Below are 21,828 nucleotides of genomic sequence, written 5' to 3' on the forward strand. Positions count from 1 at the left end.
ATGCTTGTCGCCGATAGGCAGGCGCCTTGCGCTTTTTTTATGCAGCGATTCGCCTTTGTGCTGCCTTCGTCACAGCAAAATAAATTCTCGGGGCAATAAGTGCGCCTAAAATGGTAAGTGATGCGTCCTTGACAATAAACCATGCCATAACTCCCCAAGCAGCTCCATAAGACATTGGTGCGTTCATCCAAACATTTAAAGCAAGCCACATATAGGTTGTACCTATTACATAAATAAGGGCAATTCCCACAAAGGATGCCGTAAAAAATGTTGCCTGCTTTTTCTCCTTGCTTAGCTCAATGACTTTGCCAACAGCATATGCACTAATAATATAGGAAAGAATAAATCCGCCAGTACTGCCAAAAATAACGCCGATCCCGCCGCTGAATTGAGCAAAAACAGGGGCGCCTGCAATCCCTATTAACGCATAAATCGTCATTGATAATGCGCCCAGCCTGCTCCCTAATAGGAGACCTGCCAAAATACAGAAAAACGGCTGCATCGATAAAGGAACATTTGCAATTTGAAGAAATGGCGCCCAGGATGTAATATTAGCACCAACAGCCATTAAAGCAGCAAACATTCCAACCAATGTTATATCATATGTAGTTAATTTTCTTTTCATCGTGATCCCCCTTACATGTTAAGATCTCTTAAAGAAAGAATAATCGAGGATAATTAGTGTGTCAACTTATTTTTGGTTATGGTTAACTAAAGAGGAGGGTATAAGTAAAAATGTATTTTGGGAAAAAGCGAAAAACACATTCATCAGACCGAGTACCGCCGAATCAAAATGTAACCACCAAGCTGCCGGTACTGCATGCCGGGAATGTCCCCTATTATGAAGATATCTCGAAATGGAATTTGCAAATCTATGGTTTAGTAGAAAATCCGAAGCTTTATACTCTTGATGATATCATGACATTATTTCCGCAGGTCGACCTTTCTAATGATATTCACTGTGTAACAGGCTGGTCAAAGCTTGATGCCAGCTGGAAAGGAGTTCGTACACAGGACATCGTAAAGGACATAAACATTAAGGAAAATGCCCATTATGTCATTTTACATGCTGAAGAAGGTTGGACAACCAATCTGTCCATTGAAGATTTCTTAAAAGAAACCAGTCTGCTCGCCCATTCGTTTAATAATGAACCGCTAACACCAGAGCATGGATTTCCGCTGCGAGGCGTATTCCCGCATCTCTACTTTTGGAAAAGTGTGAAATGGCTCCGCGGGATTCAGTTTACCGAACAAAATCATCCAGGCTTTTGGGAGCGGAACGGGTATCATATGAAGGGGAATCCTTGGAAGGAGGAGAGATATAGTTTTGATTAGAGAAAAACCTTCACGTGTCAAAATACGATCATTTGAGGACTTTTAAGGCTTTGAGCTTTTCAAGGTCTTTTTCCTTTTATACCATCCCAAATTAAGATGGCTGAACAAGTTCCTAGTAATAAATGGTAAAATCATAATAGGAACTGAACTTAAATAATGGGGGGAATTATTTGTGAAAGCAGTTAAGGTTTATCATTATGATGCATTTAGTAATCAACCAAATAAAGGGAATCCAGCAGGTGTTGTTTTCAAAGGAGAGGATCTTACCGATGAGGAAATGCAAGAGATTGCTTTAAAAGTAGGTTTCAATGAAACTTCTTTTCCGGTTAAATCTGCTATCGCTGACTTTGGAATTCGCTATTTTACCCCAGGGCATGAAATGAATTTATGCGGGCACGCAACAATGGCAACTGTGTTTGCGTTAAAAATGAACGGATTATTAGGTGATAAAACAGATTTTACCATTGAAACAAAAGCAGGTGTTTTACCAATAAAGATTAGGTCAACTCCTAAAACATCCATCACGATGAAACAAGCTTCACCACAATTTAAAGAATTTAACGGTTCAAAGGAAGATTTAGCTAACTCAATCGGGTTAACAATAGAGGATCTTGCTGGTGAATTCCCTATTCTTTATGGTAGTACAGGTACTTGGACCCTATTAATTCCAATAAACACACTTGATTCCTTTAAAAAAATGAAACCAAATAATAAGCTATTTCCAACTATTTTAAAAGAAATGCCAAATGCATCTATTCATCCGTTTTGTTTAGAAACCTATGACCCTAACGCAGATATGCATGCTAGGCACTTTTCATCACCTTACTCCGGGACGATCGAGGATGCAGTTACGGGAACTGCTTCAGGGGTAATGGGAGCATATTATGCAACATACATAAACTCCGATTTTGAAAAATCTCTAAATCTTGTAGTTGAACAAGGTCATGAAATCGGAAAGGACGGCCGGGTTATGGTACAGGTCTTAAAAAACAATGACAATTATGATATCGAGATTACGGGAAATGCAGTATATGTTAAGGAGTTTTAAGTGGTTCTGTAGAAGAGGAATAAGCTCCTAAAATAGCTGTTGGTTTCGTTTTAGGTGGCAATCTTACTAATAGGAGATGATAGAGGATGAAGCAAAACAAGTATGATGATGTAACTTTCTTTGCTAAATATGAAAAAATGCCACGTTCAGTAAAGGGACTTGAAGGTGCAGGCGAATGGCATGTCAACCTATGTAAATACCTTAATTAATGCCGGTTTTCGTATCAATGCAGTCAAGGAACCAACTCCTTCTGATGAAATGTTAAAGAAGTACCCTGATATGAAAGATGAACTCCGGAGACCGATGTTTTTAATGATCTCAGCTGAAAAGTGAAAATTTAGTTTGTGCGTTCCTGCAAGAAGTAGGGACGTTTTTCTGATTTATCAGCGCCTTTAGAGGAAATCAGCGGTATTTCTCCATTTATCAGCGTTTACAAATAAAATATCAGCGGTTTGTGCCGATATTTCAGCGCCTTTCCTGTATATCAGCAAGTTATCCAGTACCTTCCCAAAATACCAGCAAATCACCATATATTCCCCAGTGTAATCCCATAATCTAAACAAAAAAGCGCCATCTAGACGCTTTTTTATTCAATATTCAATTTTCTCAACGATCCTCTTTATCCAATTCCCGTCGTTCTGGTGTTAGCTCCTCAGAAGCTTCAGTTTGAAACCTTACATTGTTCAGCTTTTCATTCGTCTCAACGTTATTCAATACGTTTGCTTTCATATAGCGATGGAAGAAGGCTTCAAACAAGGAGACACCGACTGCTATTATTAGTGATGCGATAAAGGCATTCGTATCATTGTAGGTTATATTTGCGAGGTAAAACCATGTTAAGAGCAGTGCTAAAGCAAAATCTGAAATAACTGCTGTTGTATTGCTTGTTCTTGGAAGCAAAAGGAGATCACCAAGAATATATGAGATAATCCCTAATAAAAATGTAATCGCTAGAATATTGCCAAAGGAAACATCGAAGCCAATTCCTAAAATGACAAAAAGGAGAACGAAAGTCGCGACCGCTTTAATAATCAGTGCTTTTATATGCTGCATTTACATCACCCTTCTTTTTTCTTTTATTATTTGTGAAGGATGACATAATTATGCAATAATAAAGCAGAGCAAGCCGTTACCGAGAAACAGGGCGCTTAAGCGAATAGAGGTCTTCCTCGGCATTCATATTTCGTTCGTTGATGATTTTAATGGCATCCTGTACACCCTCGTTATAAAAGTAAGGACCAAGCTTTTCCATGCAAAAATCCAGGAAAGAATCTGCAGCAATTTCTCCAATTTCTTCATCTCTTTCATTGTAAAAAAAGCTTTTAATTTCTTCCTTCATCATTTCCTTTGCGTCTTTAGAAAGTTGACTAAACATTGATAAAACCTCCATTAGTTTTTTCGTCATATACAAATAAGGAGACATGCTCATACAAGCTGTCTCCTTTTATCCTAATACATTAATTGTTCCTTCGCTAATACTTCTTCAACTGTTTTGTAAGGATAGCCAAGATCACGGGCAACAGCTTCATAGGTTACTTCGCCAGCGAGTACATTAACGCCGGCTTTAAGAGCGTCATTGTCACTGATTGCTCGATAAACACCTTTGTTGGCAATTTGCAAAGCATATGGCACCGTTACATTCGTAAGGGCAATGGTTGATGTACGTGGAACAGCCCCTGGCATGTTGGCAACAGCATAGTGGAGAACCCCGTGCTTTTCATAGGTAGGCTGGTCATGTGTTGTAATATGGTCAACTGTTTCCACAATTCCGCCTTGATCGATGGCCACGTCAACGATAACAGAGCCTGGATTCATGGCTTTTACCATTTCTTCGGTAACTAAGGTTGGCGCCTTTGCACCTGGAATTAATACAGCGCAAATGAGTAAATCAGCTTCTGCTACAGCAGTTGCAATGTTAACCGGATTAGATATTAATGTCTTGATTTGCGTTCCGAAAATATCATCTAGTTGACGCAGACGCTCCGCACTTAAGTCGATAATTGTTACATCAGCACCTAACCCAATGGCCATTTTTGCTGCATTTGTTCCAACAACACCACCGCCGATGATCGTAACTTTTCCTCTGTTAACGCCTGGAACACCTGCAAGCAGAATGCCTTTACCGCCCTTTGGCTTTTCAAGGAATTGCGCTCCGATTTGCGCTGCCATTCGGCCCGCCACTTCACTCATTGGTGTTAACAATGGCAATGTCTTATTCACTGTCACTGTCTCATAGGCAATCGCTGTTACCCCTTTAATCTTTAAATGTTCAGCTAAAGCAGGCTCAGCTGCTAAATGTAAATACGTAAATAAAATAAGACCTTTACGGAAATAACTATATTCTGATGGAAGCGGCTCCTTCACCTTCATAATCATTTCTGCTTCTTCCCAAACTCTTTCAGCTTTTTCAATGATTTCAGCGCCTGCTAATGAATAGGCTTCATTTTCAAAGCCGCTCCCTATCCCGGCGTTTTTTTCTACTAATACACGATGACCGCAAGCAACCAATTGAGTTACTCCGCCTGGTGTTAGTGCAACACGGTTTTCATTATTTTTTATTTCTTTTGGAATCCCGATAATCATAAAAACCCATCTCCCTAGAAGCTATATTTCTTATAAAAAAGTATAAAGAAAATGCTTCTAAACATCTTTGTTTAAAAAAGAGAAAAATGTTTCTTGTCTTTGTGAAATTTTACAAAGACATGCGATCGAGCTTTAAATCGAGGTAGATGGTCATTTTTTGATTCGGGTTTTTCAAGTTTAATTCTGCAATTTCAGCAATTCTTTTTAACCGGTACGATAACGTATTCACATGGATATTTAACGCTTTGGATACTTCATGGACTTGGCTGTCATGGTCTAAAAAGACCTCTAGTGTTTGGACCAAATTGGTTTTGTGCTGCTTATCATAGTCCTTTAATTTTTGTAAGGAGTAGTTTGTGTATCCTTGTTGTTTACGTTGTTCGAATAAGAGATCTAAATACTGATAGATCCCTAGTTCCGAAAAACAGGATAATTCGTTTGTTTCGGCCGGAAATCTTTTTTTGATACTTTGGACAGCTTGTGCTTCCTTATAGCTTTTTTCAATAAAACCAGGCTGTGAATAAATGCCGCCAATGCTAGCGATAACATCCTTCATCGAATAACGTTCATTAAGCTGACGAATAAGCGAGCGGGTGAACAGTTTTATGTCCGTTAAAGGCGCAGCGTTTTTTGTAGATAATAATATGATTAACTCATCGTAATCAATGGTATCAAGCACGATGTGAGCCTGTTGTGTTGTTTGTAATAAATAGGAGAGCTTTCTTTCCGCTGCACTGTTTATCTCATGTGGGAGATTAAAAACAACTACGGAAAAGATAAAGGGAAGAGTTAAGTTTAACTCATGAAAGCCTTCACGAATCTCATTTTCGGTTGAAATATGTCCGGTCAATAGCTTCCAAAAAAACTCCTGGTTCCGTTCAGCTTTTTCCGTTTTTCTTATTTGCAAATGCAACATTTTATTTTTAACAGCTTGGGCAGCCTTTTTTAACAGATGGAGTTCGTTCTCCTGAAGGCGCTTTTCAATTTCCAGCGCCCAAATGAAGCCTAATACCTCATTATTTTTCCAAATGGAAATTGCGATTCGATTCCCTAAACCAACCTCATCAATCTGTCCAACCCGAATCGGTTCATCTGTGCTTAACAGCTTTGGGATGGTCCCATCCTTCCATAAGCTATTAATCACCTTTTCGGGAACACGTCGCCGGATAATCGTAGAAATTCTTGCTTGGTCAGTGGATTCGTCATGTGTACTATAGGCTAGTAATCTATGGTTAACATCTTCAATGGTAATTGGACATTGCAAAACTTCACTTATTTTGTCTGCAACATCTTCTAATCTATCAAAATGATAGTGAAATGGATTATTTGAAAGCTCATTCATCATATCCCTACTTTACTCTTATAGATGAGGATAGGAGCCATTTATTTGACTCCCCATGCATTATTTTATCGCTTGTCATTCTTGCTTTTCAATAAAAGCTATGAAAAAATGGCTAGTGAATCATGCTTGAACGGGTAAGAAATTTACTAATGAAGGGATGAAAAGAATGAATTATTACATTGTAACGGGTGCATCTCGTGGGTTAGGCGAAGCTATAGTAAGCGAATTGTTAGAAAAGGATAATACGATATTTTATTTGTCTAGGACAAAAATTCATTCCCTTGAGGAAGCTGCTTTGGAAAACCAAACTGACCTTCAATTTATCGAATGTGATTTAACTAATGTTGCTCAAATAAATGCGGTTATAGAAAGTGTGTTTGCAAAAATCGATGTATTTAAGGCAGCGAAGATTACATTGGTGAATAATGCAGGAATGGTAGAGCCGATTAAAATTGTTGGCGATGCCGAGGAGAATGATATCATTGCCAATGTTCAGCTTAATTTACTCGCGCCGATGCTGTTGTGTGAGTTTTTTATGAAAAAAATGAAAGATATTCAATGTGAAGCAGTCATTGTTAATATTACCTCAGGTGCTGCAAACCGGCCGACATCAGGTTGGAGCGCCTATTGCAGTACAAAGGCAGGATTAAATATGTTTACAAACACAATCGGTGTTGAACAAAGTGAGCGTAACAATAAAGTAACTGCCATTGCTTTTTCGCCTGGGATTATGGATACACAAATGCAAGGGACGATACGTTCTGCAGGAAAGGAAAACTTTTCATCACTTGAACAGTTTAAAGACTACCATGAAAAAGGGTTATTACGGTCACCGAAATTTGTTGCTAATGTGTTGATCCAGCTTCTTTCAGGTTCATTAGAAAATGGACGGGTATACGATATAAAGGAGTATGTCTAGGCCGAATTATAAATTCTTTGTAAATTTTCTATTTTATTATAAAAAAAGATTCGCAAAAATTGTCAACTGATGCAATAATATTTTATGAAGGAAATGGGGAGGATGCATCACGCTGGCTTATGAAAACCTTCCTGCTTATGTTTCACGTAGAGCGATCATTGATGAAGGTAAAAAGTGGCTTAATGTGCGCTTTTCTTTATATATTGTAAACAGTTTAGAGGTGGCTGAATATTAATCGGATAAAACAAAAAAAGGTTGCAGTCATCATCTCCGTAACAATTTTACTTATTGCGTTATTATCTTTCATAAACTTATATGCAACCTATGCTAGTACGCGCAAAACGATTGAAGTAACAATTGCAAACCAAGGAATCTCAACAGCTAGAGCTGTGCTGAATCAATTTAATGTACATACATATGAGGCTTATTTAAAAGACGAGGATTCTATGTCCAAACTTCAAAGGCTTGAAGAAAATTTGCGAAATGCAAAACAGGATATCGGTGTAAAGTATGCTTATATCTTAAAGGTTGGTAAAAACCACCAACTAAAGGTGGTTGCAGATAGTATTACAGTAGACGCTTCTGTATCAATTAGCGGAGAGTGCTGCAAACTTTCCAATGAACTCAAGAGGGAATTTACAGAAAATCAGTCCTTTTCTATTAGGGTAAAGGATGACATAAATGGGACATATGTGCTGGCAGGGGTCCCTATTATAAACAATAGCGGGCAATCTATTGGATCACTTGTTATCGAAGAAAATGCTGCAACGGTAGACAATATAGTGGATAAAGTGATAAAAAGCAGTTTTCCATTTTTTCTATATAGCGGATTGTTTACGTTTTTTACATTTAGTATTTTTCTAGCTTTTCAATTATGGCTTCGGCGCGATGCGATCTCACAAGTAGGTGATGCAGAAGAAACCTACCAGGGGGAGTATCAATCGATGCTTCAGACAATGAGGTCGATTCGACATGATTATATTAACCATATTCAAGTTATACAAGGTTTATTAAAGCTAAAAAGGGAAGACCGGGCATATGAATATGTGAATTCTTTAACGAAAGAAGTAGAATCTATGGAATTGCCACAAAAAGTAAACCATCCGGCTCTTTATATTTTATTACAGTCAAAGTGGGTAAGGGCACAAAATGATAAGGTAGATATGCACCTGCTAGTAGATGATGATCCTTTTCACAAAATGAAATCAATTGATATCATCAAGGTTCTCTCAAACTTGATTGATAATGCATTTGACGCAACGATGATGCTTCCTGAGGCTGAACGGTTCATTAGCATTGAAGTCAGAGCAACTCCATCTCTGTACATTTTTAAGGTTGAAAACATAGGACCGAAAATTCCAAATGAATTAAAAAAGGAAATTTTCAAGGCGGGATTTTCAACAAAAGAAGAGAGAAGAGGAGTTCCAAGAGGAGATGGGCTTAGTATTGTCAAACATGTAGTTGATCAATATGGCGGAATAATTGAGGTTGATTCCAATAAAAATTCCACAATCTTTGTTATTACAATTCCAATAAAATCTTGAGACTGTCTTAAAGGAAGTGGCTGATTCCTTAATTTTGACAGTCTCTTATTTTTACTAGATTTTCTCTTCATTAAATTGAAAAATTGTTCCATTCTTCAACATTTTACATATAATAATAAAAATGCTTTATAATTGAAAGAAAACCTGCCTTTCTAGTTGAAGATGCTGACTGGATATGTTACATTGATCTGAATATTTAACAAAAGGAGGATGACCATGCGACGAGTAAGAATCATGGATATATTTATCCATCCTATTGCACAAAAGTATTTAAATCGATCTGGTGTTTTACATGCGATTAGGGTTGCCCAATATGCTGTTCAACTCGCCATTAAGCATGGAGTAAATCCGGATATCGCAGCTAAAGCAGGCTTGCTTCATGATATAGGTCATTATGAATGGTATACAAATGGAAAATGGGATTATGAGGAATATAGAAAAAATGACATTCATGCTATTAAGGGGGCAGAGCGTGCCCATAAGCTTCTCATCCGACTTGGCGAGGATCGGCAAAATGCAAAGGAAATAGCGTTAGCTGTTTTATTGCATACAGATTCCTATTTGCCAGAAAACTCAATGAAGAAAACGTCACTGCAGCAGATAGTTCGTATGGCGGATGAAATGGATGAAGAGCCTCTTGGAAAACATCATTATCGGAAAATTAGTGAAGAAGAAGCGCTGAAAATAGTCGAACGCTTGGATCAGGAAATAGACCGGTTATTAACGAAATATCGAAAAACAGTATAATATAAATAGATCATGGTAAAACAAGCTTTCTTATTAAAAGCAGGTTTTACCATTTCTTTATATACATAGTTATTTGCATATGAAATAAATGAACAGACCATAACGTTTGACTGTACAGTTTTAAAACGATAAAATGAAGGTATTACTAGTAGTACGAGGTGATTTGATGGGGTTACGCTGTATAAAATTGGTGAAATAGCAAAAAAGGCAAATGTTTCGAAACGGACCATTGATTATTACACTCAAATAGGACTGCTGCAGGTGGAATCAACTTCTTCCTCAAACTACCGTTTATATTCTGAACAATCGATTAATGATATTCGCTTTATTGAAATGTGCAAAGAATTAAATATGAGCTTACAGGATATTAAAGAACGTCTGGAGCTGAAGCGTTCGGGAAGGCAATCGGGCCAACAGCAGGATAAATGCTTAAAACAGGCGGAAATTTTGGCAGCCCATATGAAGCAGCTTGAAATTGAAATTAACGAATTGAAGCCGATTTTTGATCGCTTAAGCAAGGATTCACAAAAAAAGGTTTCAAAGCAGATTACTCCGCAAAGCAGGGCTCTAATGCAATCGTTGTTGTTTCTTTTGCAACAGTTTTAATTGTTTAATAAAACATAAGAAGGGCCAGAATAAACAGGGGTATAATAGATGCAAATAAAATTCAAACTCACTAGACAGTGAGATTTTAAAAAATTTGTTTATAGGAGGTTTTACCAATATGGGATTTCTTATTTATTTTATTATCATAATGGCTGTACCATTATTGATTCAATTGTATTTAAGAAACACTTATAATAAATATTCAAATGTAGGTACATCATCGGGCATTACCGGTGCTGAAGCTGCAAGGCGGGTTTTAGACGAGAATGGATTATATCATGTTAAAGTTGAAGCAGTAAGAGGTAAACTAACGGACCATTATGACCCTAGAAGTAAAACAGTACGTTTATCTCAGGACAATTATTATGGAAATTCGATAGCGGCTATATCAGTAGCCACACATGAATGTGGTCATGCTGTTCAAGATCAAGTGAACTATGCCCCGCTTAGAATCAGACACGCTCTTGTACCAGTGGCGAACTGGGGTTCAAACCTATCCTTTTTCTTTATTCTAGCTGGTATACTGATGCAGGCTTCCGGAATGTTACTCCTTGGAATCGTATTCTTCGCGGCTTCTGTACTCTTTCAGGTAGTTACTCTGCCGGTTGAGTACAATGCTTCATCAAGAGCACATGATTTTATGGTGAGCTCTGGTATGATTCGAAACAACGAAGAGGGTGGAGCGAGAAAGGTCTTAAACGCTGCTGCTCTGACATATGTTGCTGCGACAATAGTTGCTATAATGGAATTGTTACGTTTTATCCTAATGTTTACAGGGATGAATAATAGCGAGGAATAATATGTAACAAGCTCGTGTGTAAAAAATGATCCTTAACGATGAAGAACATTGTATAAATAAATGGTTAAGTGCCGCTGCTTTAACATATGTAGCAGGAGAATGAATGGCTCTTTTTGAAAGTTTAAGATTTGTTATGATCTTCTTCTAAAGAGAGGAAGAATAACCTGACAGAGAAAATTTCATTTCCTAGGAGGTGACTGGGACTGTCCAAGCGAGAAAGTTAATGGTTTACTATTGAAGGCCAGTCCCTTATTTTGGATATAGTTAACCTGGTAATTGTTGCGATATTAATAGCAATAACGGCATTTTTCGTAGCTTCGGAATTTGCGATCGTTAAATTAAGAAGTTCACGGCTTGATCAGCTTATTGCAGAGGGGAGCACTTCTGCAATAGCTGCGAAGAAAGTGACTTCAAATCTTGATGGCTATTTATCGGCATGTCAGCTAGGAATAACCATCACTGCATTAGGACTGGGCTGGCTCGGAGAACCGACAGTAGAAAGATTGCTCCATCCGCTTTTTGAAACCTTTCATTTGAATGAGTCGCTTGTCCACCTTTTAACTTTTGTGATTGCCTTTCTTGCCATTACATTTTTACATGTTGTCATTGGAGAGCTTGCTCCTAAAACAGTGGCGATTCAGAAAGCGGAATTTATTACATTAGCCTTTGCAAGACCGCTTATCTTATTTTACAAGGTGATGTTCCCATTTATTTGGATATTAAATGGATCAGCTAATTTGCTTGTTAGGTTATTCGGTCTGAAACCCGCATCAGAGCATGAATTAGCCCACTCAGAAGAGGAGCTCCGAATTATTCTTTCTGAAAGCTACAAAAGCGGTGAGATCAATCAGTCAGAATTTAAATATGTAAACCGTATTTTTGAATTTGATGAACGAATCGCAAAAGAAATTATGGTGCCGCGGACAGAAATCGTAACAACATCAGTGGAAAAAACGTTTCATGAAAACATAGAAATCATGAGAAACGAAAAATTCACCCGTTATCCTGTCGTAAACGGGGATAAAGACCATATCATTGGTATGGTTAATCTAAAAGAAATTTTTACAGATTTGTATTATTTAACACCCGAAAGAAGAAATGCAACAACGATAGAAAAATATATTCGTCCCGTGATTCAAGTAATTGAATCCATTCCGATTCATGATTTATTAATTAAAATGCAAAAAGAGCGCGTGCATATGGCAATATTAGTTGATGAGTACGGAGGCACAGCCGGTCTTGTGACAGTAGAGGATATCATTGAAGAGATTGTCGGCGATATCCGCGATGAATTTGACCAGGATGAGGTACCGGACATTCAGAAGCGCGGTGACTCGCATTTTGTAATTGATGGAAAAGTGCTTATTTCCGAGATTAATAATATGCTAGGCTTAGATATAAATGATGAAGACATTGATACACTTGGCGGTTGGATTCTTACCCAAAATATTGAGAGTAAACAGGGAGATAAGCTGAATTACAATGGTTTTGAGTTCCATATTCTTGATATGGAAGGTCATCTCATCCGCTCAGTTGAAATTCAAAAAATACCTGAGCTAGAACCAGTACAGCTACTGGAAGTTGAGGATTAGGTTTACGTAATTGGAGAAGTGGTTAGATTATAAGTCTAGCTGCTTTTTTCGTTTTACAAAAAGAAAATATGTAAGGAAACAGGATATTATTGGTAAACGTAAGATAAATATTGTACATTTGTTATAGAAAGAAAGACATTTTTGAAACCATTTATCAAAAACGTTCGTATACATAATTAATTCTTATGCCTGCTCTAGCCATTTTGCCTAGAACAAAAGGTTCTCACGAAACAGGAGGAAAAAGTGTGTTTAAATCAAAGATTCATTTTTGGACATTGCAGATTTTATTGCTGCTCTTAATTATTTATGTTGGTACAAAGGTATCCTTTTTGTTTGAACCGATCATTGTCTTTGCTTCGACGCTATTCTTTCCGATTCTCATTGCGGGGATTTTGTATTTTATTTTTGCTCCATTAGTGAAGCTGCTTGAAAGAGGAAAGGTTCCAAGAACATTGGCAATATTAATTCCATATATTGTGTTTATCGGAGTTATTTCCGCACTTATTGCCTTTATTGGCCCGATTCTTTCGGACCAGGCCACTGACTTGGTTGAAAATTTTCCTACATATGTTGGAGAAATAACAGAGTTTATTTTAAATATGTCGCAATCACCTGGATTTAAATGGCTGATGGAACAGGAGTATGTTTCCTTTGAGCAAATCGAGGCTACACTATCAGGCTATGCAACAAGCTTGCCTGAAAACATTACTGCCAGTTTTACAAAGATTTTAGGCGTTGTAACAGATATTACGTTAACAATCATTACGGTTCCGTTTATTTTATTCTATATGCTAAAGGACGGTCACAAGCTGCCTTCAACCGCAGTGAAAATCCTTCCTTCTGCCTATCGTCGTGAGGGAATTAAAATTTTCCATGATTTAAATGAAACCTTATCAGCTTATATTCAAGGACAGCTAATCGTGTCACTTGCCGTTGGTTTAGGGTGTTTCATCGGTTATACAATCATTGGATTAGATTATTCGTTAGTTCTTGGAATTGTCGTGGCTGTTGCGAACATTATCCCTTATTTAGGACCGTTCATTGGTGCTGCACCTGCTGTGATTATCGCTCTGCTTGAGTCACCAACGAAGGCGCTCTTGGCAGCTCTTGTCGTACTTGTTGTTCAGCAGATCGATGGGAACTTTCTCTCACCTCTTATTATTGGGAAACGATTAAACACACATCCGTTAACGATTATTTTATTATTAATTGGTGCAGGAAGCTTTGGAGGAATTATCGGGATGATATTAGCTGTTCCAACCTATGCCGTGTTAAAGGCGGTCATTCTGAATATTATTAGACTAATAAAATTAAGAATGAAATACAAAAAGGAGCTTAAGATGGAGAAAGCTGAAGGGTAAGTAGAACCCTTTTTCCTTTTGCCCATATAATGACGTTAAAGCTGCTTTATGGGCAAGAAAGGGAGGAAGAGCAATGCCTGCAATTGTCGGTCCGGTTCAATTGAACTCTATTGAGGGAAATGCGATTTTTAAGGTAGGAGATTCATTTAGCTTATCTCCAAAAAGTGCAGATAAGTCTTCATCAGGCTCTGGTGTAGCCAATAGCGGGGATTTTATTGAAATGCATAATCTATTCAATATAACAAATTTTAGTGATATTGACCTGTTTGATCAATCCGATTTCTTTAATAGCTAACAAAAAAAGGGGCAGACTCCAAACTAAAATGTACCCTATAGAAAGAGCACTTTTTTTTAGTGTCTACTCTATAGGATACATTATAAAAACGGGTCACACCCTTTTTTTGCTATGCAAAATTTACTATAATTATAGCAGATGAAAGTTGGAAAGGATGTTGTATATGAAAATAAGAAAGGCAAACGTACATAATGGAAATGCTTTTATAGAAAATGTTTACATATATGAAAATAAAAAACAGGAATTCACCATGATTGCGATACCTGAAATTGAATGGTCAACAACGGTGCAATATGAGGAGGAAAGAGAAGAACTTAAAGCTCGGCTTATTGCGTCCTTGTCGAAAAACGCAGCGGAAAATACAGCGGAAGAGTTGACGGCTAAATTAATTCACTGGGTTGGAGAAATGTAAAGCAATTAGTAGAGGCTCTTAGATTAGTGAGCCTCTTTAATTTATTCTAAAAAATCTTCAACTTGTTTAATATATTCATCCCTTGGGTAGCCGTTATAGATATTGGAAGCCAGCTTCACTGGGTCTCCAAAAAAATAACGTTCATATTGTGTTTGGCGCGTTCCAAAGGCACTCATTGTTAAGTCCCAGGCAAGCCTGAAAATTTTCGTCTTTGTGATTGCATCACAGGCAGCTCCCTGGCAATACTGAGCCATTTCTACATTTAATTCGGACTGGAAATCCTCTTCATTTGGAAGAGAAACTAAGCCCCCTGCCCCAATAAGCTGTAAGATTTCAATGATCCGTGGATATAGCTTTGGAAACATCGTTATGGCAACATATAATGAATTCACATTCGGAACTACGGATCCCCAGTCATCCTCACTAGCTTGGAGCTCAGCGCGATCCAATAGCGCCTTCATCGTTTCTAACCCGATGATGATTTCACTTATTTTTTCCTTAATATGCTGATATTCTGATACATTCAAAGTGAGCACCATTTTCTGGGCAAGCCCTAAAATGAACTCAGTTTTTGTAATTTGCCTAATCACAACTTGGTGAAGCGCTTGTGATGTAAAGCTGCTTTTGGAAAAGAGTTTTTGTGCTATATCTTGCCGGTGATAAAAAAATACACGCTCCCAAGGTACCAGCACCTTATCAAAAATCATGATTGTATCCATTTCATGAAAACGCGATGAAAGGGGATAATTAACCGTTGATTCACCTTGATAATAAGATTCGCGGCATACAAACTTTAAGCCCTTTGTATCAGTCGGAATACTAAAAGAAAAAGCATACTCTTCATCCATTGGATAAGAGCCTGATGGTAATACAAAGACCTCATCAGTCATGCCCCCTTGAGTCGCCAAAAGTCTGGCTCCGTTCACGATAAGTCCATCCGAGGTCTTTTTCATAATCGTGAGAGCAATTGGCTGAGCAGATTGTTCAACATAGCTTGAAGACCGATTCACCTGTGGATTGATAAAGCTATGGGTAAAAGAAAGATCTTTCTCACGCGCCATTTCATAGAGATTGATAAGGTTTTTGCTAAACTCTTCATCTTGGTCATTAAGAATACTTGCCGAAGCGGCTAACGTCATAAGAACTGTATTCAAATAATCAGGCGTTCGTCCCATCATTCCCGCCGTTTTTGTCGCCCAAATCTTGATCATATGCCTCCTCGCTTCAAGATCTTCCTTTGATTTAGGCTGTAAAAACGATAACCCGACCCGATCATTTGTTTTGGGCGACCTATATGTCATGTTATTGATTAACTCAGGATGAACCTGTAAATCGTAAAGAGCTGCTTTTGTCATCATCGCCCCTTTATATGCAGGGTGCATTGATAAATTCCCTTTTATCTTTTCACCTTTTATCCACACCTCGGGCTTTAATTGGTTCATACGTGCTAAGTACTGTTTCCCGTTAATGGCAGGCACCCTTCCCACTCCTTACCAATAATATGTAACACTATATGCGGATGAAATAATTAATGTGTTTTTATCTTTTAAAAATAGGGAAAGTTAAAAACAATGTAAGAAAATGAAGAAATCTTTTCGAAGGAATTAACCTTCTAGAAACGGAATAAAGATAATAGCAAGAAGGAATAAATAATGTAAGCGTTTTCTAAATGTTTAAATACATACACCATGGAAAAGATAGGATTAACATCTAATTTTGAGAGGTGTGAGGAAAATGCACGAAGAAAACTTTATGAAAGGTATGTTTTGGGCAACATTATTAAGTATCCCATTGTGGTTATCCTTTTTCGGTTGGATAAAGATGACAATTAGCTTTTTAAAACACTTTTAATACTTTCGATTTTATAAATGTTAATTTCAGATATGATTTCAATATTAGAAGTGCTAGTTAACTTTCACTAACTAGCACTTTTTTCTCTTGTTTCATCACGTAAAATGTTGCGCTTCATTTTAATATAACCCACAATTAAGATGGCTGCCACGACAATGATTTCAAAGGCATATTGAACCCATTCATCCGCAAAAAGGTTTTGAAGAAAAGGTTCTTTTACAATCATTTTTGTAGCTGTCCAAGCGACAACTGCGGCGCCCACTAATATAATTTGCGGATATTTTTCCATGAATTTCAAAATGACTGTGCTCCCCCAGACAACAATTGGGATGGAGATTAACAAGCCTAAAATGACTAATAAAAAGCTTCCGTGTGCTGCTCCAGCTACTGCCAGCACATTGTCAAGCCCCATTGCTGCATCTGCAATGATAATGGTGCGTATCGCTGCCCAGAAGCTATAGGTTGATTTTACCTCATGACTATCTTCTTCCGTCATTAAGTTGTAGGCAATCCATAATAAAACCAAACCCCCAACAAGAAGAAGTCCAGGTATCTTTAGCAAATAAACAACAACCAAAGTTGCAAGTGCTCTAATCATAATGGCCCCTACCGTTCCTAATAGAATCACTTTCTTTTGCTGATCCTTAGGAAGATTACGCGCAGCAAGCCCAATGACAATAGCATTATCACCGGCAAGAACTAAGTCAATCATTACGATTGACAGAAGTGCAGTAAAAAACTCAATAGAGAAAAAATCCATTTTATTTTCACCCCACTTCTTCTAGTTTTGACGGGATGAAGCAATGTATCCTTGTTAAGATTTAACACCAATGGGTAAAGGAAAATAGCGTAAGTTTCTAGTGTTTTAGTGCATAATGAGTAATAAGAAAAATATAAGGTCGAAGAATTTGACTTTTTTTAAAATTTTTTTCCTACAAACAAAAAATTAAAAAATTAAGAAAAATAAAAAGGAAACATACATAGGCCGTAGAATTTTAATAATTGTAAAAGCCTTTGTTGAAAATGAACAATTAAAGGAGGTCTTTATCTCTATGGGAGGGCAGCCAACATTTTTTGTCTTGGACGATAAGATGGTTGCAGTATTTTCGGTTATGAAAGACAATTGCAAAATTAAAATGGAATGTTTGTTTTCAAAAACTGGAATTGAAGACTACACCTTAGAGTATCAGGGGCCTAAAGAGAAAAAAGCAGAATTAATTGAACTAGCAATTATAAAGGCGCAGAATATTTTTGATCATAATATCCTAACAGTATAAAAACAAATGGGTTGACTTCCTCCGTATGTATGTTTGAATACGGTAGGGAGTCAACCTTTTGTTTTGAATAAAAATAACAGCATCCCCCCAATTTGCTTCTAAGAAGACACGTATCGTTTAGCAGGAGAAAAAAGATATAGAGATGACTGAATCAGGTATAAAGATGTATCGAAAATACATAATTTGGACTATTGCGTTTGTTTGCGGTATCACGCATTGAGTATTATGTATTATTTTCGGTGAAAATCAACGGAAAGTATTTTAGAATTTTAATAGATAGAACAATAATGTTGTGTACGTTGGCCATGCATTCGCTTACCAACTTATAAGGAGTGTGAAACGATGGATCAGCAAAAGATTGAAGAAATGACGAAGCTGTTACTGAAACTTGAACAAGAAATTAAAGAAACGAAAGAATCATTACACAGTATAAATAAAAGTATTGATAAGTATGATAAATATGCAGTATTGAACGTCTCTTAAATGAATATGCTTAAAAAAACTTGGCACTTTTGCCAAGTTTTTTTGTGTTATTAATTGACATTTTTAAGTGAAATAGGTAAAAATGGAATGGAATAGGGTACAATATACTATTTTTACTACTCAAATCCTCTTTTGTATAGTAATATTAAGCCGAAGGGGTGATTGTGATAGTAGATGTAGACTTTCAATCTATAAAGCAACAGATGAACCAGGCCATTGCCATAAATGTTAAGAATCCTAATCTGCAAAACCTATTACATTCCTTTGTTAATGAAAAAAAAAGTTTTAATTTTGGTCATTTGGCACTAGTTCATCATAAGGTGTTCGGGGGAAAAGACCCAGTAGTTCTGCGGATGGCAGCAGCTATTGAATTGTTAATTTTATCGTTTGATATGTTTGATGACCTGGAGGACTTGGATAATAAGCTTGAGCCTTGGATGCAAATTGATCCTGCCATTGCTTTAAATGCTGCTACGACACTGTATACAGTTAGCCAACACACTTTTTTAACACTATCTTCACCGCTTCAACATCAGATTTTGCATGCTGTTAATAAATACGCTCTTCAAGCAATGGAAGGGCAGCACGATGATTTGCAAAACTCCATACAAACAGAAGAAGAATGTTTAGAGATGATGAAACTTAAGTCAGGGTCACTAATTGCACTTGCTTCTGTAAGCGGAATGCTAATGGCTAATGCCAATTACCCTGAGGTAGAGGAATATTCTTATCAGATTGGTATTGCTGCCCAAGCTGATAACGATTTCAGAGACCTCTTTCATCCGATGAAAAATGACCGTTCGCTCCAAAAGAAATCCTTGCCGATTTTATATTTGCAAAAGGGCTACAACAAGCATGCTCATGACCTGTTAACGTTTTTTGCGAGTGGAAAAGAGATTAATGAGGAATTTGGCGATATCAAAAACTATAAACAAAAACTCATCGATTCTGGAGTTGCCCAGTATTTAAATGTTATTAGACAAGTTTCCATCAACAGGGCGATACGAATGATCGAAGAATTGAAAATCGATGCAAAGCAAATTGAAACCTTGAAAACTAATATCATTAAAACTAATAAAACATTCTAAGGAGTGATAAAACCATGAACGAAATTGTAAACTTTTTAATTGAAAATCCCGATGTACTAGAGAAAGTTGTTAATGGTCAAGCAAGCTTACTTGGTGTGGATGTAGATGATGTTTTGGGTGTGGTTGAGGGAATTCTTGGAACAGGCTCTTTAAAGAATTTTTATTGGTATTAATTTAAGCTGAAAGGTGTTTGTAATGCGATTTACTTTTAATAGGATACTCCAACTAACAGTAATATTCAGTATAATTCTAGTTGCTTATATAATACTGCTAAATTTCAAGTATCCCTACGTTGGAGCTGGAGTAGAAGTAACAAATGAAAATAAAATGATTATAGCTAATATAGAACCAAAAACATGGGCTGAAAAAGTAGGAATAAATGTTGGAGATGTTGTAGTAGAGATCAATAATAAAGATCCTATGTTACATTATCCTGCTGTTAGAAATGGTCTTTTTGAGCAAGTTTTTACATTTAAATTAGAAAAAAAAGGAATAATACGGGAATATAAAGTTCCTAAAACCTTAATGAGTTTTCAAATTTTATTTATAACGGTCATACCTTTAACCGTCCTTTTTTTATGCTTATTTTGTATTTATTTTGTTTATCGTTCAAATAAAGAAGCAAACCTAAAATCTGCCCATTTATTAAATTTGTTTCTATTGATAATTGCATTAGCTTATATAAGTGCAAGTGGTTCCTCCAGAGGGGATATAATTAGCCGATACATTAATCTAACGCTATTTATATTAGTTCCAGTGAGCTATCTTCATTTTATTTATCAATATTTCAAAGAACTAGGAAAAAAGCTTTTTCATTTTAATTTCATCCGTTTCGGTTATTTGCTTGTTTTTATTAATATCGTTGCAGAAATAGTTTTTAATATGTTATTGGTAAATTTCAGTATTAATAGATTATTAAACCTTAGTTCTTTTTTTATTATGCTTATCTTAACCTTTGTATTAAAGTTTACAGGATTGAAAAAAATAAAATATTCAGAACAAGCATATATCGTTAAGATCTTAATTGTAACAAATGTTCTTGCTTTTACACCGTTTTTATTATTTTACGTAATGCCATATTTGATCTTTCAGAGATATGTGTTTTCACCGACATTTCTATCAGCATTCCTATTGTTAATTCCTTTTTCGTTAGTTTATCAATTTATTGCTACTAAAATATATGACATAGAATTTTTATTGGGCAGGCTAAGGTATTATTCATTATTAGCGATCATTCCTGCCATTATTTTGGTTGGGATCATGTTGAATTTAAAGGAAAATAATCCTGGTTTTTATCCAATTCAGCTTTCAGTATATATTTATTTAGCTATAATTGGAGTATTTTATATTAAAGAAATCTTCGACTTCCGCTTTAGACTAAAGAGATTCTCGGAAAAATACAATTACCAGGACAGTATCTTTAAATATACGCAAAGCATTCGGAAGTCGAGCAATTTGGATCAGGTTGTTTCCGAGCTAAAACAGGTGATCGTGGACGTTTTGCTTGTCAGCAAGGCCTTTTTTATTGAGGTGGATAAGCAAAAAGAGATTAGGTCTGTTGACCCACATGCGAAAGAGGCGGACTATGGACCATATCTTTCAGAAATAAAAGCTGTTTCGAATGAAATTGGGAAAATTATTGAACTTGATAAGGGATTTGTCATCAATGTTGGAGAAACCGAGGATAAGAACTATGTGCTGCTTTGTCTGTCCATCTTAAATACGCCGAGACTTACACGTGATGAAATATCATGGCTGAAAACCTTATCTTTTTATACCAATGTTTCGTTAGAAAACTTTTTAAAAATTGACGAGCTCATGCAGCATTTGCAGAAGATTGAAACTGAGGGGCAAAATCCGGCATGGCTCACAAAGCTGTTATTTTCAATTGAAGAAAAGCAACGGTCTAATCTTGCAAAGGACCTTCATGATTCAGTGCTTCAGGATTTGGTTTCTTTAAAAAGACAGTGTGAGCTTGTCCTAACTGGAATTGATGTGGACTCAACAGAATTAAAAAAGCAGCTGCAAGAAATGAATAGCAATATGACCAAAATCATTAAAACCACACGCGAAACTTGCCAGGAATTGCGGCCGCAACTGCTTTATGATTTGGGCTTGGTTAAGGCGCTTAATAAGCTTGTGATGCAGTATCAGGAAATTGTAGACTTTGATATAAGATTAAATACAGGAAACTTTACAATGAATCTCGATATTGATACACAATTAAATCTTTATCGTATTGTTCAAGAATTGCTGACAAATGCTCATAAGCATTCAAAAGCATCCTCAGTTTTAATCATTCTTGTTTGTATAAAAGAAAAAATAGTTCTTCATTATGAGGACAATGGGGTCGGGTTTGATTATAATCATATGTATGATAAAACCGAAAGCATGGGATTGTCAGGAATTAGTGAGCGGGTAAAAGCCTTAAAAGGATCAATTAACATTGACACAGCAAAAGGTAATGGATTAAAAATTGATGTTGAGATTTAGGTTCAGCGTCTACTAAAGGGGCTTTCTCAAAACGAAGGGGTCCAACCCTTCAT

24 protein-coding genes and 1 pseudogene are annotated in these 21,828 nt (G+C 36.7%); 18 read left to right on the plus strand and 7 right to left on the minus strand.

What is annotated here, in order from left to right:
• Positions 1-37: 37 nt before the first annotated feature.
• Positions 38-625 (minus strand): biotin transporter BioY, encoded by a 588-nt coding sequence (locus Q1B07_RS03770; RefSeq protein WP_299087402.1) that lies wholly within the window; start codon positions 623-625, stop codon positions 38-40.
• 110 nt (positions 626-735) lie between these two features.
• Here Q1B07_RS03770 and Q1B07_RS03775 point away from each other — a divergent pair, with 110 nt between their 5' ends.
• The 4 genes and pseudogenes from Q1B07_RS03775 to Q1B07_RS03790 form a co-directional block, all read left to right on the plus strand.
• Positions 736-1,335 (plus strand): sulfite oxidase-like oxidoreductase, encoded by a 600-nt coding sequence (locus Q1B07_RS03775; protein WP_299087400.1) that lies wholly within the window; start codon positions 736-738, stop codon positions 1,333-1,335.
• Positions 1,336-1,507: 172 nt separating this feature from the next.
• Positions 1,508-2,383 (plus strand): PhzF family phenazine biosynthesis isomerase, encoded by an 876-nt coding sequence (locus Q1B07_RS03780; protein WP_299087398.1) that lies wholly within the window; start codon positions 1,508-1,510, stop codon positions 2,381-2,383.
• Positions 2,384-2,469: 86 nt separating this feature from the next.
• A complete protein-coding gene (locus tag Q1B07_RS03785; protein ID WP_299087396.1) occupies positions 2,470-2,592 on the plus strand; it encodes a hypothetical protein in 123 nt (40 codons plus the stop codon).
• Positions 2,564-2,716, plus strand: a pseudogene (locus Q1B07_RS03790) (SAM-dependent methyltransferase); the annotation flags it as partial. The gene Q1B07_RS03785 and the pseudogene Q1B07_RS03790, both read left to right, overlap by 29 nt.
• Positions 2,717-2,989: 273 nt before the next feature.
• Here Q1B07_RS03790 and Q1B07_RS03795 read toward each other — a convergent pair.
• From Q1B07_RS03795 to Q1B07_RS03810, 4 genes are all read right to left on the minus strand, one after another.
• Positions 2,990-3,436 (minus strand): YndM family protein, encoded by a 447-nt coding sequence (locus Q1B07_RS03795; protein WP_299087394.1) that lies wholly within the window; start codon positions 3,434-3,436, stop codon positions 2,990-2,992.
• 76 nt (positions 3,437-3,512) lie between these two features.
• The gene (locus Q1B07_RS03800) at positions 3,513-3,812 is read right to left on the minus strand and encodes a DUF2164 domain-containing protein (protein ID WP_299831917.1); all 300 of its coding nucleotides are present in this window, start codon (positions 3,810-3,812) and stop codon (positions 3,513-3,515) included.
• A gap of 20 nt (positions 3,813-3,832) precedes the next feature.
• Positions 3,833-4,966, minus strand: coding sequence for an alanine dehydrogenase (gene ald, locus Q1B07_RS03805; protein ID WP_299087390.1), 1,134 nt, complete (start codon positions 4,964-4,966; stop codon positions 3,833-3,835).
• Between the two features lie 109 nt (positions 4,967-5,075).
• On the minus strand, positions 5,076-6,308 hold the full coding sequence (locus tag Q1B07_RS03810; protein ID WP_299087389.1) for a CdaR family transcriptional regulator: 1,233 nt from the start codon (positions 6,306-6,308) through the stop codon (positions 5,076-5,078).
• Between the two features lie 166 nt (positions 6,309-6,474).
• Here Q1B07_RS03810 and Q1B07_RS03815 point away from each other — a divergent pair, with 166 nt between their 5' ends.
• The 9 genes from Q1B07_RS03815 to Q1B07_RS03855 all read left to right on the plus strand — a co-directional run bounded on the left by Q1B07_RS03815 (position 6,475) and on the right by Q1B07_RS03855 (position 14,583).
• The gene (locus Q1B07_RS03815) at positions 6,475-7,227 is read left to right on the plus strand and encodes a (S)-benzoin forming benzil reductase (protein ID WP_299087387.1); all 753 of its coding nucleotides are present in this window, start codon (positions 6,475-6,477) and stop codon (positions 7,225-7,227) included.
• A gap of 446 nt (positions 7,228-7,673) precedes the next feature.
• Entirely contained in the window at positions 7,674-8,771 is a 1,098-nt protein-coding gene (locus Q1B07_RS03820; protein WP_299087385.1) for a sensor histidine kinase, read from the plus strand.
• 216 nt (positions 8,772-8,987) lie between these two features.
• The gene (locus tag Q1B07_RS03825) at positions 8,988-9,518 is read left to right on the plus strand and encodes an HD domain-containing protein (protein WP_299087383.1); all 531 of its coding nucleotides are present in this window, start codon (positions 8,988-8,990) and stop codon (positions 9,516-9,518) included.
• A 186-nt stretch (positions 9,519-9,704) separates the two neighbouring features.
• On the plus strand, positions 9,705-10,124 hold the full coding sequence (locus Q1B07_RS03830; protein WP_299087582.1) for a MerR family transcriptional regulator: 420 nt from the start codon (positions 9,705-9,707) through the stop codon (positions 10,122-10,124).
• Positions 10,125-10,242: 118 nt separating this feature from the next.
• Complete coding sequence (locus Q1B07_RS03835; protein WP_299087381.1) at positions 10,243-10,923, plus strand: zinc metallopeptidase; 681 nt, start codon at positions 10,243-10,245, stop codon at positions 10,921-10,923.
• A 254-nt stretch (positions 10,924-11,177) separates the two neighbouring features.
• Positions 11,178-12,515 carry a hemolysin family protein gene (locus Q1B07_RS03840; protein WP_299087380.1) on the plus strand — a complete coding sequence of 446 codons (1,338 nt, stop codon included), beginning with the start codon at positions 11,178-11,180 and terminating at the stop codon, positions 12,513-12,515.
• Positions 12,516-12,760: 245 nt separating this feature from the next.
• A complete protein-coding gene (locus Q1B07_RS03845) occupies positions 12,761-13,876 on the plus strand; it encodes an AI-2E family transporter (protein ID WP_299087378.1) in 1,116 nt (371 codons plus the stop codon).
• A gap of 73 nt (positions 13,877-13,949) precedes the next feature.
• Positions 13,950-14,171, plus strand: coding sequence for a spore germination protein (locus Q1B07_RS03850; protein ID WP_299087376.1), 222 nt, complete (start codon positions 13,950-13,952; stop codon positions 14,169-14,171).
• Positions 14,172-14,334: 163 nt separating this feature from the next.
• A complete protein-coding gene (locus Q1B07_RS03855; protein ID WP_299087374.1) occupies positions 14,335-14,583 on the plus strand; it encodes a YueH family protein in 249 nt (82 codons plus the stop codon).
• A 41-nt stretch (positions 14,584-14,624) separates the two neighbouring features.
• Here Q1B07_RS03855 and hpaB read toward each other — a convergent pair whose 3' ends face one another.
• A complete protein-coding gene (gene hpaB / locus Q1B07_RS03860; protein ID WP_299087371.1) occupies positions 14,625-16,061 on the minus strand; it encodes a 4-hydroxyphenylacetate 3-monooxygenase, oxygenase component in 1,437 nt (478 codons plus the stop codon).
• 440 nt (positions 16,062-16,501) lie between these two features.
• Positions 16,502-17,194, minus strand: coding sequence for a TerC family protein (locus Q1B07_RS03865; RefSeq protein ID WP_299087369.1), 693 nt, complete (start codon positions 17,192-17,194; stop codon positions 16,502-16,504).
• 292 nt (positions 17,195-17,486) lie between these two features.
• Between Q1B07_RS03865 and Q1B07_RS03870 the strand changes: the two genes are divergently transcribed.
• From Q1B07_RS03870 to Q1B07_RS03890, 5 genes are all read left to right on the plus strand, one after another.
• Complete coding sequence (locus Q1B07_RS03870) at positions 17,487-17,711, plus strand: hypothetical protein (RefSeq protein ID WP_299087367.1); 225 nt, start codon at positions 17,487-17,489, stop codon at positions 17,709-17,711.
• Positions 17,712-18,053: 342 nt separating this feature from the next.
• Entirely contained in the window at positions 18,054-18,194 is a 141-nt protein-coding gene (locus Q1B07_RS03875; protein WP_046587683.1) for a DegQ family regulator, read from the plus strand.
• 164 nt (positions 18,195-18,358) lie between these two features.
• Positions 18,359-19,282, plus strand: coding sequence for a polyprenyl synthetase family protein (locus tag Q1B07_RS03880; protein WP_299087363.1), 924 nt, complete (start codon positions 18,359-18,361; stop codon positions 19,280-19,282).
• A gap of 14 nt (positions 19,283-19,296) precedes the next feature.
• The gene (gene comX / locus Q1B07_RS03885; protein WP_299087361.1) at positions 19,297-19,455 is read left to right on the plus strand and encodes a competence pheromone ComX; all 159 of its coding nucleotides are present in this window, start codon (positions 19,297-19,299) and stop codon (positions 19,453-19,455) included.
• A gap of 154 nt (positions 19,456-19,609) precedes the next feature.
• Positions 19,610-21,775 carry a histidine kinase gene (locus Q1B07_RS03890; RefSeq protein WP_299087359.1) on the plus strand — a complete coding sequence of 722 codons (2,166 nt, stop codon included), beginning with the start codon at positions 19,610-19,612 and terminating at the stop codon, positions 21,773-21,775.
• Positions 21,776-21,828: the final 53 nt, after the last annotated feature.

This window comes from uncultured Metabacillus sp. (assembly GCF_947503125.1).
Taxonomy (GTDB): domain Bacteria; phylum Bacillota; class Bacilli; order Bacillales; family Bacillaceae; genus Metabacillus.

Excerpts from the sequence above, each read along its gene's own strand:
- Q1B07_RS03800 (WP_299831917.1), bottom strand. The coding sequence starts at position 3,812 with ATGAGCATGTCTCCTTATTTGTATATGACGAAAAAACTAATGGAGGTT.
- Q1B07_RS03875 (WP_046587683.1), top strand. The coding sequence starts at position 18,054 with ATGGATCAGCAAAAGATTGAAGAAATGACGAAGCTGTTACTGAAACTT.
- Q1B07_RS03795 (WP_299087394.1), bottom strand. The coding sequence starts at position 3,436 with ATGCAGCATATAAAAGCACTGATTATTAAAGCGGTCGCGACTTTCGTT.
- Q1B07_RS03850 (WP_299087376.1), top strand. The coding sequence starts at position 13,950 with ATGCCTGCAATTGTCGGTCCGGTTCAATTGAACTCTATTGAGGGAAAT.
- Q1B07_RS03775 (WP_299087400.1), top strand. The coding sequence starts at position 736 with ATGTATTTTGGGAAAAAGCGAAAAACACATTCATCAGACCGAGTACCG.
- comX (WP_299087361.1), top strand. The coding sequence starts at position 19,297 with ATGAACGAAATTGTAAACTTTTTAATTGAAAATCCCGATGTACTAGAG.
- Q1B07_RS03820 (WP_299087385.1), top strand. The coding sequence starts at position 7,674 with ATGTCCAAACTTCAAAGGCTTGAAGAAAATTTGCGAAATGCAAAACAG.
- Q1B07_RS03835 (WP_299087381.1), top strand. The coding sequence starts at position 10,243 with ATGGGATTTCTTATTTATTTTATTATCATAATGGCTGTACCATTATTG.
- Q1B07_RS03825 (WP_299087383.1), top strand. The coding sequence starts at position 8,988 with ATGCGACGAGTAAGAATCATGGATATATTTATCCATCCTATTGCACAA.
- Q1B07_RS03855 (WP_299087374.1), top strand. The coding sequence starts at position 14,335 with ATGAAAATAAGAAAGGCAAACGTACATAATGGAAATGCTTTTATAGAA.
- Q1B07_RS03770 (WP_299087402.1), bottom strand. The coding sequence starts at position 625 with ATGAAAAGAAAATTAACTACATATGATATAACATTGGTTGGAATGTTT.
- Q1B07_RS03890 (WP_299087359.1), top strand. The coding sequence starts at position 19,610 with ATGATTATAGCTAATATAGAACCAAAAACATGGGCTGAAAAAGTAGGA.
- Q1B07_RS03785 (WP_299087396.1), top strand. The coding sequence starts at position 2,470 with ATGAAGCAAAACAAGTATGATGATGTAACTTTCTTTGCTAAATATGAA.
- Q1B07_RS03810 (WP_299087389.1), bottom strand. The coding sequence starts at position 6,308 with ATGAATGAGCTTTCAAATAATCCATTTCACTATCATTTTGATAGATTA.
- Q1B07_RS03870 (WP_299087367.1), top strand. The coding sequence starts at position 17,487 with ATGGGAGGGCAGCCAACATTTTTTGTCTTGGACGATAAGATGGTTGCA.
- Q1B07_RS03865 (WP_299087369.1), bottom strand. The coding sequence starts at position 17,194 with ATGGATTTTTTCTCTATTGAGTTTTTTACTGCACTTCTGTCAATCGTA.
- Q1B07_RS03815 (WP_299087387.1), top strand. The coding sequence starts at position 6,475 with ATGAATTATTACATTGTAACGGGTGCATCTCGTGGGTTAGGCGAAGCT.
- ald (WP_299087390.1), bottom strand. The coding sequence starts at position 4,966 with ATGATTATCGGGATTCCAAAAGAAATAAAAAATAATGAAAACCGTGTT.